This is a genomic window from Saccharopolyspora kobensis (assembly GCF_900108315.1).
In the GTDB taxonomy this organism is placed as follows: Bacteria; Actinomycetota; Actinomycetes; order Mycobacteriales; family Pseudonocardiaceae; genus Saccharopolyspora; species Saccharopolyspora kobensis.
Genome location: NZ_FNVB01000002.1, coordinates 1,471,336 through 1,486,600, shown reverse-complemented (window position 1 = coordinate 1,486,600; position 15,265 = coordinate 1,471,336). Strand labels below are relative to the sequence as shown.

Annotated in this window: 12 protein-coding genes; 8 read left to right on the top strand and 4 right to left on the bottom strand. The window is 72.9% G+C overall.

Going from position 1 to position 15,265, the window contains the following annotated elements:
- Positions 1-38: 38 nt before the first annotated feature.
- From ku to selA, 3 genes are all read right to left on the bottom strand, one after another.
- Positions 39-998, bottom strand: coding sequence for a non-homologous end joining protein Ku (ku, locus tag C4T78_RS06755; RefSeq protein WP_093353620.1), 960 nt, complete (start codon positions 996-998; stop codon positions 39-41).
- Positions 999-1,088: 90 nt separating this feature from the next.
- A complete protein-coding gene (gene selB, locus C4T78_RS06750; RefSeq protein WP_093353617.1) occupies positions 1,089-2,834 on the bottom strand; it encodes a selenocysteine-specific translation elongation factor in 1,746 nt (581 codons plus the stop codon).
- Positions 2,835-2,934: 100 nt separating this feature from the next.
- The gene (gene selA / locus C4T78_RS06745; RefSeq protein WP_093353856.1) at positions 2,935-4,224 is read right to left on the bottom strand and encodes an L-seryl-tRNA(Sec) selenium transferase; all 1,290 of its coding nucleotides are present in this window, start codon (positions 4,222-4,224) and stop codon (positions 2,935-2,937) included.
- Positions 4,225-4,324: 100 nt separating this feature from the next.
- On the opposite strand from selA, the gene C4T78_RS06740 reads away from it, so the two are divergent.
- Genes C4T78_RS06740 through C4T78_RS06730 form a run of 3 tightly spaced genes read left to right on the top strand, consistent with a single transcriptional unit; the run spans position 4,325 to position 8,028 of the window.
- Positions 4,325-6,085, top strand: a complete 1,761-nt coding sequence (locus C4T78_RS06740) for an SDR family oxidoreductase (protein ID WP_093353615.1) — start codon at positions 4,325-4,327, stop codon at positions 6,083-6,085.
- Between the two features lie 12 nt (positions 6,086-6,097).
- The gene (locus tag C4T78_RS06735) at positions 6,098-6,979 is read left to right on the top strand and encodes a metal-dependent hydrolase (RefSeq protein ID WP_093353612.1); all 882 of its coding nucleotides are present in this window, start codon (positions 6,098-6,100) and stop codon (positions 6,977-6,979) included.
- Positions 6,979-8,028 carry a PDR/VanB family oxidoreductase gene (locus C4T78_RS06730; protein WP_093353610.1) on the top strand — a complete coding sequence of 350 codons (1,050 nt, stop codon included), beginning with the start codon at positions 6,979-6,981 and terminating at the stop codon, positions 8,026-8,028. Before C4T78_RS06735 ends, C4T78_RS06730 begins: the two co-directional genes overlap by 1 nt.
- Here the strand turns inward: C4T78_RS06730 and C4T78_RS06725 are convergent.
- Positions 7,993-8,811 carry an alpha/beta fold hydrolase gene (locus tag C4T78_RS06725; protein ID WP_143185881.1) on the bottom strand — a complete coding sequence of 273 codons (819 nt, stop codon included), beginning with the start codon at positions 8,809-8,811 and terminating at the stop codon, positions 7,993-7,995. The genes C4T78_RS06730 and C4T78_RS06725 overlap by 36 nt on opposite strands.
- A 111-nt stretch (positions 8,812-8,922) precedes the next feature.
- On the opposite strand from C4T78_RS06725, the gene C4T78_RS06720 reads away from it, so the two are divergent.
- The 5 genes from C4T78_RS06720 to nrfD all read left to right on the top strand — a co-directional run bounded on the left by C4T78_RS06720 (position 8,923) and on the right by nrfD (position 15,263).
- On the top strand, positions 8,923-9,459 hold the full coding sequence (locus C4T78_RS06720; RefSeq protein WP_093353608.1) for a PadR family transcriptional regulator: 537 nt from the start codon (positions 8,923-8,925) through the stop codon (positions 9,457-9,459).
- A gap of 79 nt (positions 9,460-9,538) precedes the next feature.
- Positions 9,539-10,180, top strand: a complete 642-nt coding sequence (locus C4T78_RS06715) for a pyridoxamine 5'-phosphate oxidase family protein (RefSeq protein WP_374703866.1) — start codon at positions 9,539-9,541, stop codon at positions 10,178-10,180.
- A 114-nt stretch (positions 10,181-10,294) separates the two neighbouring features.
- A complete protein-coding gene (fdh, locus tag C4T78_RS06705; RefSeq protein WP_177247630.1) occupies positions 10,295-13,540 on the top strand; it encodes a formate dehydrogenase in 3,246 nt (1,081 codons plus the stop codon).
- Positions 13,537-14,403 carry a 4Fe-4S dicluster domain-containing protein gene (locus tag C4T78_RS06700; protein WP_093353598.1) on the top strand — a complete coding sequence of 289 codons (867 nt, stop codon included), beginning with the start codon at positions 13,537-13,539 and terminating at the stop codon, positions 14,401-14,403. The genes fdh and C4T78_RS06700 overlap by 4 nt, the downstream gene beginning before the upstream one ends.
- Positions 14,400-15,263, top strand: coding sequence for an NrfD/PsrC family molybdoenzyme membrane anchor subunit (gene nrfD, locus C4T78_RS06695; protein ID WP_235863579.1), 864 nt, complete (start codon positions 14,400-14,402; stop codon positions 15,261-15,263). The genes C4T78_RS06700 and nrfD overlap by 4 nt, the downstream gene beginning before the upstream one ends.
- The last annotated feature ends 2 nt before the right edge of the window (positions 15,264-15,265 follow it).

Below are 15,265 nucleotides of genomic sequence, written 5' to 3'. Positions count from 1 at the left end.
TGCACGTCGCGAGCCGTGGTCGGCGCAGGCAGCAGTGCTCAGGACGCCTTGCGGGAGCGGCGGCCACCGGCCGGTTTCTCCGCGGTGGCCTCGGCGACCGCGGACTCCAGCTCGGCGCGCTTCATCTTGGACCGGCCCTTGATCCCGAGCTCCTTCGCGCGGTTGTCGAGATCGGCCTTGCTCAGCTCGGAGAGGTCCTCCGCTCCGCTCGGCGCGCGGCCCTTGCGCGCCGCGTCGACGCTGCGGCGCAACGCCTCGGTGAGGTCGATGACGTCGGTCGGCTGCGGCGGAGCCTCGGCAGCCCTGATCTCGCCGCCGTGGGCCTTCTCGGCGAGCAGCTCCTCGACCTTCGCCGTGTAGGTGTCCTCGTACTCCTCGGGCTCCCACGGGCCGCTCATCGACTCGATGATGGTGGTGGCCATGGTGAGTTCCTTCTCCGACGGGCCGGACTGCTCGGGCTGGTCGCCGACCAGCTCGGCGGGATCGCGGATCTCGTCGGCGAAGTACAGCGTGTTCAGCGCCAGCACCTCGGAGTCGGCCCGCACCGCGGTCAGGTACTGCTTGCCGCGGAGCACGAACGTCGCGATGCCCGCCTGCCCGGTGTCCTGCATGGCGCGCCGCAGCAGGTTGTACGGGCGGAAGTGCTCCTTGCTGTTCGGCGCCAGCCAGTAGGTCTTCTGGAAGTGCACCGGATCGATCTCGGCGAGGTCGACGAACGTGGTGATGTCGATGGTGCGGGAGCGCCCGGGTGCGATCTCGTCCAGCTCGGACTGCTCGACGGAGATGACCCCGCCCTCGTACTCGCGGCCCTTGACGATGTCGTTGTAGCCGACCTCCTCGCCGGTGCGCTCGTTGACCCGCTTGTACCGGATTCGATCGGTGGTGCCGCGCTCGTACTGGTGGAACTGCACGGTGTGGTCCTCGGTCGCGGCGTAGAGGCCGACCGGGATGGTCACCAGGCCGAAGTTGATCGACCCGGTCCAGATCTTGCGCGGCATGGCAACCTCCCATCGCCCCCACCGTCCACGATGCGGTCGCGGCGGCAAGATCGCAGAACGCGGGCCCGGTCCCGGCGGTTCCGCCGCAGGTCAGCGGGGAACGACGCGGTGCGTGCCGTCGGGCAGCCGCCGGGTCCGGCCCCGGTGGGCGAGCAGTTCGAGCAGCGGGACCGCCACGCGCCGGGAGGTGTCCAGCGCCTGCCGGGCCTGGCTGAGGGTGAACGGTTCGGGCAGCGGGGTCAGCCGCTCCACGGCCTGCTGCTCGGCATCGGGCAGCAGGACCAGACCCGGAGCCACGCGGAGCAGCTCGCCGACGCGTGCGGCCGCCGCCAGCTCCCGGTCTCCGAGGCCCAAGGCCGCGAGCTCGGCGGCGGTCGGCGCGCGGAACGGGTGGTCGAGCAGCGCCTCGCGGACGGCGGCGACGGCGCGGTGGACGTGGCCGGGCAGCTGCGGGTGCTCGTGGCGCAGCTGCCCGGCTCGCAGCGCGATTCCCGCCCTTGCGGCGACTTCCGCGACCAGCGCGGAGTCGGGCAGGTCCAGGGCTCGGCGAGCGGCTTCCACCGGCATCCCGCCCGCCAGCGGATCGTCCTGCTCGTGCCGGGTCAGCACTTCCACCAGCCGAGCGGCGAGTTCGGCGCGGTGCTCCTCGGAGATCAGCCACCGCCCGGCCCCCGGCGGGCTCGCACCCATCGCGCGCAGCTCGTCGGCCCTGATCACGCGCCGTCTGTCCAGCTCGGCGCGCCCGTCGGGAGAAGTGCTCATCGCCGCCAGTTCGGCAGCGCGAGCCCGTGCTGCGCCGCGCCTGGTCAGCGCGGGCGGCCGCACATCGAGCACGTGCAGACCACCGTGGATCCGGTGGCCGCCCGGATCGCGCAGCAGCGCCCGGTCGCCGATGCGCAGCGGCAGCGGGAGCCGAGAGGTCAGCCGCGCGTGCACCGGCCCGAGCGGCCGGACCCGCACCGTGGTGGCGGCCGAGCCGATGTGCAGCACGAGTTCCGCGGGCCAGGACGTCGGTGCCGGGTGGATGCGGACGTCGAAGACTTCGGTGGTCAACCAGCGGTCCGGAGCGAGCAGCGCATCGCCGCGCCGGGCTTGTGCGCAGTCGACGCCGCGGAGGTTCACCGCGACCCGCGCCACAGCCCCGACCTGCGATTCGGGAGAGCCGAGGGCCTGGAGCCCGCGGACGGTGCAGCTGATCCCGGCCGGATGCAGCCGCAGTCGGTCCCCGATGCGCAGCGTTCCCGCGGTGAGCGTGCCGGTCACGACGGTGCCCGCGCCGCGGACGGTGAACACCCGGTCGATCCACAGCCGCACGTCGGCGTCGTGGTCCGGTGGCGGGAGCCGGTGGAACAGAGCGTCGAGTTCACCGCGCAGCGCGTCGACACCGGTACCGGTCGTGCCGCTGACCTGCACGGCGGGAATGCCGGCGAGCGTCGTCCCGGCGAGCCGGGCCGCGGCCTGCTCGGTCGCCGCGGCCGGGTCGGCAAGGTCGCTGCGGGTCACCGCGAGCACGCCGTGGCGGACTCCCAGCGCGTCCAGCGCGTCGAGGTGCTCGTCCGACTGCGGCATCCAGCCCTCGTCGGCGGCGACGACGAACAGCACCGCGGGCACCGGTCCGATCCCGGCCAGCATGTTCGGCACGAACCGCTCGTGCCCGGGCACGTCGACGAACGCGGCTGTGCAGCCGTCGGCGAGCCGCGTCCAGGCGAAGCCGAGGTCGATGGTCAGCCCGCGGCGCCGTTCCTCCGCCCACCGGTCCGGGTCCGTCCCGGTGAGCCGGCGGACGAGCGTGGACTTGCCGTGGTCGACGTGCCCGGCGGTGGCGATGACGTGCACCGGTGCCTGCCTCCGAACTGTGGTCGGCGGAGAGGGGCTCGTCCGCGGTCCGGACACGACCACTAGGCCACGGCGGGCCGGGCCGCGCAAACCGCGCTGGTCAGGCCGCGCCCAGCACGGCACGGCGCAGGCCGTCGTCGTCCTCGGGCGGGAGGGCGGCGAGGTCGAGCAGGCAGCGGTCGTGCGCGAGACAGGCCAGGACGGCCGGATCCGCACGCCGCAGCAGCTCGGCGAATCGTGCGGGCAGCACGACTGCGGCGCTGGGCAACGCGACGCCGGGTGCGCCGCCGCCACCGACCGTCGCTTCGCTCGGCTGCGCGGACGCGGGAACACCGGCTGCGCTCAAGGACTCGGCCAACCGCTCGGCTCGCCGCAGCAGGCTCTGCTGATCGCGGCGCAGCGCCTGCTCGATCGGCGCGCGCGGGCCGCGCAGCGTCGCTTCAAGCGCTGCGAGGGTCAGCTTGTCGACGCGCATCGCCCGGGCGAGCGGGTGGTGGCGCAGCTGCTGCACGATCTCCGCCCGGCCCAGCAGCAGCCCGGCCTGCGGCCCGCCGAGCAGCTTGTCGCCGCTGGCCAGCACAAGGTCTGCGCCGTCGGCTAGTGCGCTCGTGGCGTCGGGTTCGGCCGGCAGCACGGGGTGCGGGTGCAGCAGTCCGGAGCCGATGTCGACCACCACCGGAGCGCCGATGCCGCGCAGCGCGGCGACCGGAACCGCCGAGGTGAAACCGGTGATGACGAAGTTGGACGGGTGGACCTTGAGGACGAACCCGGTGTCCGGCCCCACGGCCGCCCGGTAGTCGTCGAGCCGGACCCGGTTGGTGGTGCCGATCTCCCGCAGTCGCGCGCCGGTGGCGGTGAGCAGTTCGGGGAGCCGGAAGCCGTCGCCGATCTCGACCATCTCGCCGCGCGCCAGCACGATCTCGCGGCCCTGCGCCAACGCAGTGGCGGCCAGCGAGAGCGCTGCGGCACCGTTGTTGACCACGTGCGCGGCTTCCGCCCGCGGCACGGCGGCGAGCAGCGCGGCCAGTGCCGCGGCTCCGCGCGGCCCGCGCCGACCGGTGCTCAGGTCGAGCTCGACATCGGTGGTACCGGCGGCGCGGCGGAGGGCGTCGACGGCGGCTTCGGAGAGCGGTGCCCGGCCGAGGTTGGTGTGCAGCAGGACGCCGGTCGCGTTGAGCACCGGCCGGCCGCTCGCCGCTGAATCCGGAAGCGCGGCAAGGGTTTCCGCGATGACCGCGGAAACGGTGATCTCGCCGTCGCGCGCTCGCTGCTGCGCGGTGTGCACGGCCTGCTTGACCAGCCGGTGGCCGAGCCGGTCCGCTGCGGCGGCCACCTCCGGGTGGGTCAGCACCCGGTCGGTGCCGGGTACGCGCTGCCGCGGATCAGACATGGTCCGCACTGTAGGGCCGTCCGGTCGGTGCGGCTCGCGGAGTTCTGCAACAACATTCACTGTGACAATGAGTGTTGACAACTTCGGTAGGCTCCGGAGCATGGCTCGCACGCGGGAAGCCGCCAGATGGCTCGACACCAGTGACGGACTGCGGCTGGCCGTGCGCGAGCACGGCGATCCTTCGGCACCGACCGTGCTGGCGGTGCACGGCTACCCCGACGACCAGGCGATCTGGGACGGCGTGGCCGACGCGCTCGCCGGGCGCTTCCGGCTGGTCAGCTACGACGTGCGCGGGGCGGGTGAGTCCGACAAGCCCCGCCGCACCGGCGCCTACCTGCTGGACCAGCTCGCCGACGACCTCGCCCGCGTCGCCGACCTGGTCAGCCCGGACCGGCCGGTGCACCTGCTGGCGCACGACTGGGGTTCGATCCAGGCCTGGCACGCGGTGACCGAACCGCGGCTGGCGCACCGGTTCGCCTCGTTCACCTCGATCTCCGGCCCGTGCCTTGACCACGCCGGGCGGTGGATGCGCGAGCAGCTGCGGAACCCGACCCCGCGATCGCTGCGCAAGCTGGTCAACCAGCTGGTCTTCTCCGGCTACATCGGCTTCTTCCAGCTCCCGGTGCTGCCGGAGCTGGCCTGGCGGACCGGTGCGATGCGCAGGCTGATCGCCACCCTGGAGCGCCTCGACCCGCGCGCCGCCCACAACCCGACGCAGCCCGCGGTGTCCGACGGCGTGCGCGGGCTGGCGCTGTACCGGGCGAACATGCGCGGACGCCTCGGCGATCCGGGGGAGCGGCGCACCGACATCCCGGTCCAGGTGCTCGCGCCGACCGGCGATCCGTTCGTCTCCGCGCCGATGCAGACCGAGATCGCCCAGTGGGTGTCCAACCTGCGCATCCGCCGCGTGCCGGGCGGGCACTGGTTGCCGCGCAGCCGACCCGAACTCGTCGCGCGGTGCGCCGCCGAGCTGGTCGAGCACGTCGAGGGCGGTGCCGAGTCGCGCGGTCTGCGGCGCAGCCGGGTGCGTCCGGGACGCCGCGAGTTCCAGGACCAGCTGGTGGTCGTCACCGGAGCGGGCAGCGGGATCGGCCGGGCAACGGCGGTGGAGTTCGCCGCCGCCGGCGCGCACGTGGTCGTCGCCGACATCGACGAGGCGGCGGCCCGGAACACCGCGGCACTGATCACCCGCACCGGCGCCGGGGCCACGCCCCACCGCGTGGACGTCGCCGACGGGGCTGCGGTGGAGCGCTTCGCCGAGCACGTTCGCGCGGAGCTGGGCACGCCGGACGTGGTGGTCAACAACGCCGGGATCGGCCTCGCGGGAGCGTTCCTCGACACCCCGGACGCCGAGTGGGAGCGGGCCATCGACATCAACCTGTGGGGCGTCATCCACGGTTGCCGCCAGTTCGCGCGGCAGATGATCGACCGGGGCGAGGGCGGCCGGATCGTGAACATCGCCTCGGCCGCGGCGTACCTGCCCTCGCAGTTGCTCCCGGCCTACAGCACCACCAAGGCCGCGGTGCTGGCGCTGAGCCAGTCGCTGCGCATCGAGCTGGCAGCCGAGGGGATCGGCGTCGTCGCGGTGTGCCCCGGGCTGGTCAACACCGGCATCACCACCAGCGCCCGCTTCGTCGGAGTCGACGACGCCGAGCAGGCGCGGCGCAGGCAGGCCGCCAAGCGGCTCTACCAGCGGCGGAACTTCACCCCGCAGCGCGCCGCTGCCGAGATCCTGCGCGCCACCCGCCGCAACGCCGCGATCGCACCGGTCACCGCCGAGGCCAAGGCCGGGCTGGTGCTCTCCCGCCTCACCCCGGGCCTGCTGCGCGCAGCGGCCAGGGCCGATCTGACACCGCGCTGAAGGAGGCCGGACATGTCCCACATCGATCCGGGTGAGCCGGACCGCGTCGTGCTGCAGGCGCGCGACGTGGAGTTCGACTGGTCGAAGCTGCCGGTGCACTGGATCCCCGGTGAGCCCTTCGCCACCCACGTGATCAACTTCCTGCACCTGGTGCTGCCCGAGGGCGAGCGCTGGTTCGTCGAGGTCTTCAAGCAGGCGCTGCCGCTGATCAAGGACGACCAGCTGCTGGAGGACGTGCGCGGCTTCGTCGGCCAGGAGGCGATGCACGCCGAGTCGCACCAGGGCGTGCTGGACCACTTCGACGCCCACGGCATGGACACCCGGCCCTACGTCGAGCAGGTCGGCTGGATGTTCCGCAAGGTGCTGGGCGACCGGCCCCACGGCGGCAGGCGCGCCGAGTCGTGGCTCGTGCAGCGGCTGGCGATGATCGCGGCCATCGAGCACTACACGGCCTTCCTCGGCCAGTGGGTGCTCGACGCGAAAGCGCTGGACGCGGCCGGTGCCGATCCGACCATGCTCGACCTGCTGCGCTGGCACGGCGCTGAGGAGGTCGAGCACCGCTCGGTGGCCTACGACCTCTACATGCACGTCGACGGCAGCTACCTGCGCCGCTGCCACGCGATGGTGATCGCGATGGTGGTGCTCGCCGTGCTGTGGGTGCGCGGCGTGAAGTACCTGATGGCCGCCGACCCGGTGCTGCGCGGCCGCCGCAAGCCGCGCTGGCGGGACATGCTGCGCACCGGCCGCATCGGCCTGACGCCCAGCTACTGGCAGATGCTGCGCTCGATCCCGGCCTACTTCCGCCGGTCCTACCACCCGTCGCAGCACGGCTCGACCAGCCAGGCGATCGCCTACCTGGCCAAGTCCCCGGCCGCCCAGGCGGCGGAGCACTGATGGCCGGAGCTCGTGCGGTGCCGCGGGCGCTCAGCGGCAGCGGACCGGACCGCTTCCTGTGGGCGCTGGACAAGATGGCCGTCGGCATGGAGTGGTTGCAGCGCAACAGCCGCCGCAACAGGAGGCCGGTCGCGCCCGTGGACCGCGACATCCGGCTGGAGGTCGCCGAGGTCCGCGCCGAGGCCGACGAGGTGATCAGCCTGCGGCTGGTGGGCGACGGGCTGCTCCCGGCCTGGCAGCCGGGAGCGCACCTCGATCTCGTGCTGCCATCGGGGCGCACGCGGCAGTACTCGCTGTGCGGCGAACCGGGCGACCGGCGCTCCTACCGGATCGCGGTGCGGCGGATCGCCGACGGCGCGGGCGGCTCCCGCGAGGTCCACGACGTGCTGCGGCCGGGCAGCCGGATCACCGCTCGCGGGCCCCGCAACGCCTTCCCGTTCATCACGGCGGAGAAGTACCTGTTCATCGCCGGCGGCATCGGCATCACACCGATCCTGCCGATGGTGCGCACCGCGGCGGCGCGCGGCGCGGACTGGCGGCTGGTCCACACCGGGCGCTCGCGGGAGTCGATGCCGTTCCTCGACGAGCTGGCCGAGCTGGACCCGGCGCGGGTGTGGATCCGGCCGGACACCGAGTTCGGCGTCCCGGCCTCCGGCGCGGAACTGCTCGAGCACGCCCCGCCCGGTGCCGCGGTGTACTGCTGCGGGCCGATCCCGATGATCACCGGCGTCCGGGTGGACCTGCCGGGCAGCGCGGCGGATTCGCTGCACTGGGAACGGTTCTCGGCACCGCCGATCAACGACGGCAGGCCGTTCACCGTCGAGCTCGCCCGGACCGGGCGCACGGTGCGCGTGCCCGCGGACCGATCGGCGCTGGAGGCCATCACCGAGGTCCTGCCGCAGGTGCCCTACTCCTGCCGACAGGGCTTCTGCGGCACCTGCCACGTCCGGGTCATCGACGGCGACGTCGACCACCGGGCACGCGCGGCGGAGGACCACATGGCGATCTGCGTGTCACGAGGCACCGACCACGTGGTCCTGGACCTCTGAGCCGATCCGGGCGAGGAATTCACCGACCGCCGCCGCGAATTCCGCGCAGTGGGTGAGGTGGAGGTCGTGCCCGGCGCCCCCGATCGACACCAGCTCGGTGTTGGCCCGGACGCGGACCATCCGCTCGGCCAGCTCCGGGCCGATCACGGGGCTGTCGGCGCCGCGCAGCAGGAGCACGGGCTGCGAACTGCCCGCCCAGTCGGACCACCACGTGCCGCACACCTCGCGCTTGAGGTCGCGGACATCGGCCGCGCGCCACCGGAAGAACCAGCCGCGGTCGTCCTCGACCGCGCTCTCCAGGAAGTGCTCCGGTGCTTCGACGACGGATTCCAGCGCGGCGCGCATGCTCTGCAGGTCGGGGAACCGGTCGGGGAAGTCGTCGAGCCAGTGGTCGTCGGGCACGTCGATCTCGGCCCCGACGTCGACCACGATCGCCGCGGCGACCAGCTCGGGGCGCCGGGTCGCGAGCTGGAAGGCGCTGATCCCGCCGAGCGAGTGCCCGAGCACCACCGCCGGGGCGAGTTCCAGCTGTTCGACGACCGCCGCCGCATCGGCGACGAACGCCTCGCGGCTCACGTCGTCACTGCGGTCGGACCTGCCGTGGCAGCGCTGGTCCACCGCGATGATCCGCCAGTCCGGGGCCAGGTCGTCGGCTAGCCGGAGGAACGTCCGGCTGCGCCCGTAGGCGCCGTGCAGCGCGAGGACGGGGCGTCCGGGACCGCCGGAATCGACGTACGCGAGCCGCATTCCGGCGGGGGTGGTGAGGTACTGGGTTTCGGGCACGGTGGTCCTCCTGATCTTCGAAGCGTCGAGACTCTAACAGAGGTAACTCGAATCGAGGCAGCGAGTTATCGTGGTGGCGCACAACCGCGCCGGAGGACCGGGAGACCGCGCTTGCTGACGTTGTCGATCTTGGGGTTCCTCAACGAGGAACCGCTGCACGCCTACGACTTGCGGACCCGGATCTCCGGTCTCAGCGGCCACGTCCGGCCGGTCAGCGACGGTGCGCTCTACCCGGCGATCAACCGGCTGCGCAAGGCCGGGCACGTGTCCCGGCACGCCGAGCCGGGCAAGTCGGCGGTGCCGCGGCAGGTGCTGTCGCTGACCGACAGCGGGCGCGAGGAATTCCTCCGCCGGTTGCGCGAACCGGCGGAGGTGGAGATCACCGACCGCAACTCGTTCCTAGTGCTGCTGGCGTTCCTGGGCGCGCTGCCCGACCCGGCGGACCAGGCGCGCGTGCTGCGCCGCAGGCTGGCCTTCATGGAGCAGCCGGCCAGCTACTTCTACGACGACGGGCGGCCCCTCCGCGCGGCCGACATGACCGACCGGTTCCGCAGGGGCATGCTCACCATCGCCGCGGCCACCAGCCGCGCGGACGCCACGTGGTTGCGCAAGACCCTCGCCGAGCTCGAGCAGGAAGCCGCGGGCTGAAAGCGCGCGGCCGGCAAGCCGAACCGCCGAATCCGTGCGATGACGGGCCCCGCCCGGCGTAGGGTCGGAGGTGTTGTCGATCTCGGGAGGATTCGTGGCACTCGCCGGGCTGGTGGAGATCACCTCGGAAGCGGAATTGCGGGACCTGCTGGGCGAACCGCTGCCCAGGGTCCGGGACAAGGCGCGCGGCGCGCTGCACGAGGTGGACCGGCAGTGGCTGGCCGCCTCGCCGTTCTGCCTGATCGCGACGTCGGCCGCCGACGGCACCTGCGACGTCTCGCCCAAGGGCGACCCCGCCGGTTTCACCCTGGTGCTCGACGACCGCACGATCGCGATCCCGGAGCGCCCGGGCAACCGGCGCGCCGACGGCTTCCGCAACGTCCTGTCCAACCCGCACGTCGGACTGATCCACTTCCTGCCCGGGCGCGGGGACACCCTGCGCATCAACGGCCGGGCCCGGCTGGTGCGCGAAGCGCCGTTCTTCGACGACATGGTGGTCAGGGGACACCGGCCGGCGCTGGCGATGGTGGTCGAGATCGACGAGATCTTCCACCACTGCGCCAAGGCGTTCCTGCGCTCCGGGCTGTGGAAGCCGGAGACCTGGCAACCGGATTCGGTGCCCTCCCGCCCGCAGATCGCGAAGCTCATGGAGCGCCCGGAGGAGTCGCTGGCCGAGCTGGAGCGCTACTACGGCCCGCGGTACGCAGAGCACCTCTACTGACTCGCGGTCCCGGTGCCGCCGAGGAGGACGGCACCGGGGCCGTGTCCCGGTGGCCGGCTTGCACCCGAGGGCGATCGGGTTTCTCCTGGGAGCACGTGCGCGAGGAGGGATCCGATGGCCGAGTGGCTCGGCTGGCCGCTGCTCCGGCAGCTGACGGGAGCGGATCCGTTGGGCAGAGGCCTGGCGGCCCGCTCGGAGCGCACCGACGCCCAGCGGGCGCGCACCCAGGACGCCGACGCGGTGGTGCGCTCGGTGTGCCCGTACTGCGCGGTCGGCTGCGGCCAGCGGGTCTTCGTGCAGGACGGTGCGGTCACCCAGATCGAGGGTGATCCCGATTCGCCGATCAGCCGCGGCCGGTTGTGCCCGAAGGGCTCGGCCAGCCGGGAACTGGTGACCTCACCGCTGCGGCAGACCAAGGTCCGCTACCGCCGCCCGCACGGCACCGCCTGGGAGGACCTCGACCTCGACACCGCGCTGGACATGATCGCCGACCGGGTGCTGGCCACCCGGGCCGCCACCTGGCAGGAGACCGACGCCGACGGGCGTCCGCTGCGCCGCACGACGGGCATCGCGAGCCTCGGAGGAGCGACCCTCGACAACGAGGAGAACTACCTCATGAAGAAGCTCTACACCGCCCTCGGCGCGATCCAGGTGGAGAACCAGGCGCGCATTTGACACTCCTCCACGGTGCCCGGTCTGGGCACCTCCTTCGGGCGCGGCGGCGCCACCACCTTCCAGCAGGACCTCGTCAACGCCGACTGCATCCTGATCCAGGGGTCCAACATGGCCGAGGCGCACCCGGTCGGATTCCAGTGGGTGGTGGAGGCCAAGCGGCGCGGCGCCACGGTCATCCACGTCGACCCGCGCTTCACCCGCACCTCGGCGCTGGCGCACCGGCACGTCCCGCTGCGCGCGGGCAGCGACATCGCGTTCCTCGGCGCGCTGATCAACCACGTGCTGACCAGCGGCGCGTACTTCCACGACTACGTGGCCGCCTACACCAACGCGGCGATGATCGTCGGCGAGGACTTCCGCGACACCGAGGACCTGGACGGCATCTTCTCCGGGCTCGACGCCGAGGCCGGCAGCTACGACACGGACAGCTGGCAGTACGAGGGCAGCACCGCGGTCCCGTCGGTCGGCGGGCACGGGCCAGAAGGCCCGACCAATTCGCACGGCCCCGAGACCACCGGCTCCGGCGGCCCGGTCTACCACGGCCGCGCCCGCAGCGATCCGTCGCTGCAGCACCCGAGGTGCGTGTTCCAGCTGCTCAAGCGGCATTACGCCCGCTACACGCCGGAGCTGGTGGAGGAGGTCTGCGGCGTGCCGCGCGCGGAGTTCGAGTGGGTCGCCGAGCAGCTGGTGGCCAACTCCGGCCGGGACCGCACCTCGGCGGTGGTCTACTCGGTCGGCTGGACGCAGCACACCGTGGGCGTGCAGTACATCCGCGCCGCGTCGATCCTGCAGCTGCTGCTGGGCAACGTCGGCCGACCGGGCGGGGGAGTGCTGGCGCTGCGCGGGCACGCCAGCATCCAGGGCTCCACCGACATCCCGACGCTGTTCAACCTGCTGCCCGGCTACCTACCGATGCCCTACGCCGAGGCCGACATCGACGTGGACTCCTACGTCGCGCCGGACGAGCGGGCCCGCGGTTACTGGGCGAACATGCGCGCCTACCTGGTCAGCCTGCTCAAGGCGTGGTGGGGCGAGCACGCCACGGCCGACAACGACTTCTGCTTCGACCGGTTGCCGAGGCTGACCGGGGATCACAGCACCTTCCAGACGGTGATCGACCAGATCGAGGGCCGCTGCCGGGGCTACTTCGTGGTCGGCGAGAACCCGGCCGTGGGCTCGGCCAACGCCCGCCAGCAGCGGCTGGGCCTGGCCAACCTGGACTGGCTGGTGGTGCGCGACCTCAACCTGGTCGAGACGGCGACCTTCTGGCAGGACGGCCCGGAGATCGACAGCGGAGAGCTGCGCACCGAGGACATCGGTACCGAGGTGTTCTTCCTGCCCGCGGCCGCGCACACCGAGAAGGACGGCACCTTCACCAACACCCAGCGGCTGCTGCAGTGGCACCACAAGGCCGTCGAACCCACCGGCGACCAGCGCAGCGACCTGTGGTTCTTCTACCACCTGGGCCGGCGGCTGCGGGAGAAGGCGCAGGACGTCGAGCGCGACCGCCCGCTGAGGGAGCTGACCTGGGACTACCCGACCGAGGGCGCGATCGGCGAGCCGAGCGCGGCGGCGGTGCTGCGGGAGATCAACGGAACCGGGGCCGACGGCGCACCGCTGTCGGCCTACACCCAGCTGCGCGCGGACGGTTCCACCAGCTGCGGGTGCTGGATCTACTGCGGTGTCTTCGCCGACGACGTCAACCAGGCCGCCCGCCGGCGGCCGGGGGCGGAGCAGTCGTGGGTGGCCCCGGAGTGGGGCTGGGCGTGGCCCGCCAACCGCCGCCTGCTCTACAACCGCGCGTCGGCGGACCCGGACGGTCGGCCGTGGAGCGATCGCAAGGCCTACATCTGGTGGGACGACCAGCGCGGCGAGTGGACCGGCCACGACGTGCCCGACTTCGACCGCACCAAGCGCCCGGACTTCGTGCCCGCGCCGGAGGCGACCGGCCCGGAGGGCATCGCGGGCACCGAGCCGTTCATCATGCAGAGCGACGGCCGCGGCTGGCTCTACGCCCCGTCCGGCCTGGTGGACGGGCCGCTGCCCGCGCACTACGAACCGCAGGAATCGCCGCTGAACAACCGCGTGCACCCCGCTCAGCAGCGCAACCCGGCACGTCAGGTGTTCGCCCGCCCGGACAACCGCTACCAGCCCAGCGGGCTGGAGCCGGGCAGCGAGGTGTTCCCCTGCGTGTTCACCACGTTCCGGCTCACCGAGCACCACACCGCCGGCGGCATGAGCCGGTGGCTGGCCCACCTGTCCGAACTCGCCCCGGCGATGTTCCTGGAGATCTCCCCGCAACTGGCGGCCGAGCGCGGGCTGCGGCACCTGGACTGGGCGACCGTGATCACCGCGCGCAGCGCCATCGAGGGCCGGGTGCTGGTCACCGCCCGGCTGCGACCGCTGCGGCTGGGCGAGCGCAACGTGCACCAGATCGGCATCCCGTGGCACTGGGGCCCGAACGGGCTGACCACGGGCGACGCCGCGAACGAGCTGATCAACGTGGCGCTGGACCCCAACGTGCACATCATGGAGACCAAGGCGGGAGCCTGCGACATCCGCCCCGGGCGGCGGCCTCGCGGCGCGGCGCTGCTCCGCCTGGTCGAGGACTACCGCAGGCGAGCGGGGATCACCGAGCACACCGGCGTGGAGCACGTCGATGACCCGGAACGCGGAGGGAGATGAGCTTTGTGGCCCGGAACCGGTTGAGCGGACCGCTGGCCGACCCGGCGGGCGATGCCGGCTACCCGCCCGATCACCCCGAGCGGGTCGGGTTCTTCACCGACACCAGCGTGTGCATCGGCTGCAAGGCGTGCGAGGTCGCCTGCAAGGAGTGGAACCTGCTGCCCGAGGACGGCATGGACCTCACCGGGATGTCCTACGACAACACCGGAGCCCTGGGCGCCACCACCTGGCGGCACGTCGCCTTCGTCGAGCAGGAGTCCGCTGTGGACCTGGGCATGCCCGGGATGGGCGGTGACCAGGTGCGCTGGCTGATGTCCTCGGACGTCTGCAAGCACTGCACGCACGCCGCGTGCCTGGACGTCTGCCCGACCGGGGCGCTGATCCGCACCGAGCACGGCACGGTGCTGGTCCAGGACGACGTGTGCAACGGCTGCGGCTACTGCGTGCCCGCCTGCCCGTACGGGGTGATCGACATCCGGCCGGACACCGGCGGCGCGGCCAAGTGCACGATGTGCCAGGACCGGCTGGGCGCCGGGCTGATGCCCGCCTGCGCGACGGCCTGCCCGACGGAGTCGATCCAGTACGGGCCGCTCGACGAGCTCCGCGAACGGGCCGCGCTGCGGGTGTCGGAGCTGCACGAGCAGGGCGTCACCGATGCCCGGCTCTACGGGCACGACCCCGACGACGGAGTCGGTGGGACCGGCGCGTTCTTCCTGCTGCTGGACGAACCGGAGGTCTACGGGCTGCCGCCGGATCCGGTGGTGACCACGCGCGACCTGCCGTCGATGTGGCGGCACGCGGCGGGCGCGGCGCTGACCGCGGCTGCGGTGATCGCCGGTTGCTTCCTGGGGAGGAAGCGGTGACGGCGGAGTCCTACTACGGCCGCCCGGTGCTCAAACCACCGGTGTGGAAGGTGCCGGACGTGCCGCTCTACCTCTATCTCGGGGGTCTCGCCGGAGCGTCGTCGACGATGGCGGTGCTGGCCGACCTCACCGGCCGGGGCAGGCTGGCCGCGGCCGGTCGGCTGGCCGCTGCGGTGGGTGCGACCGCCAGCGTCGGAGCGCTGGTCCACGACCTGGGGCGGCCGACGCGGTTCCTGAACATGCTGCGGGTGTTCAAGCCGACTTCGCCGCTGAGCGTCGGGTCCTGGATCCTGGCGCCGTTCTCGGCGCTGTCCGGCGCGGCGGTGGCCAGCGAGCTGACCGGTCGGCTGCCCGGTGCGGGTCGAGCCGCCGGGGTGCTCGCCGGTGCGGTCGCGCCCGCGATGACGACCTACACCGCGGTGCTGCTGGCCGACACGGCCGTGCCGGGCTGGCACGAGGTGTACCGGGAGCTGCCGTTCGTCTTCGCCGGGAGCGCGGTGTCCAGCGCCGGAGCCGTCGGCATGCTCGCCGCGCCAGGAGAAGCCGAGCCCGCGCGGCGGATGGCGATCGCCGGTTCAGTGCTTGAGCTGGCGGCCACCCGCCGGATGCACCGCGGTGCCGGGCTGGTCGGCGAGGTCTACCAGCAGGGCAGAGCCGGTTCGGTGCTGCGCGCCGCCCAAGCGCTGACCTGTCTCGGGCTGGGCGCGGCCGCGTTCGCCGGCCGGAGCCGGACCGCGCGCATCGCCTCGGGGCTCTGCCTGAACGCCGCGGCGGCGGCCACCCGGTACGGGATCTTCGAGGCCGGTCGAGCCTCGTCGCGCGATCCCCGCTACACCGTGATGCCCCAGCGCACGTCCTGACC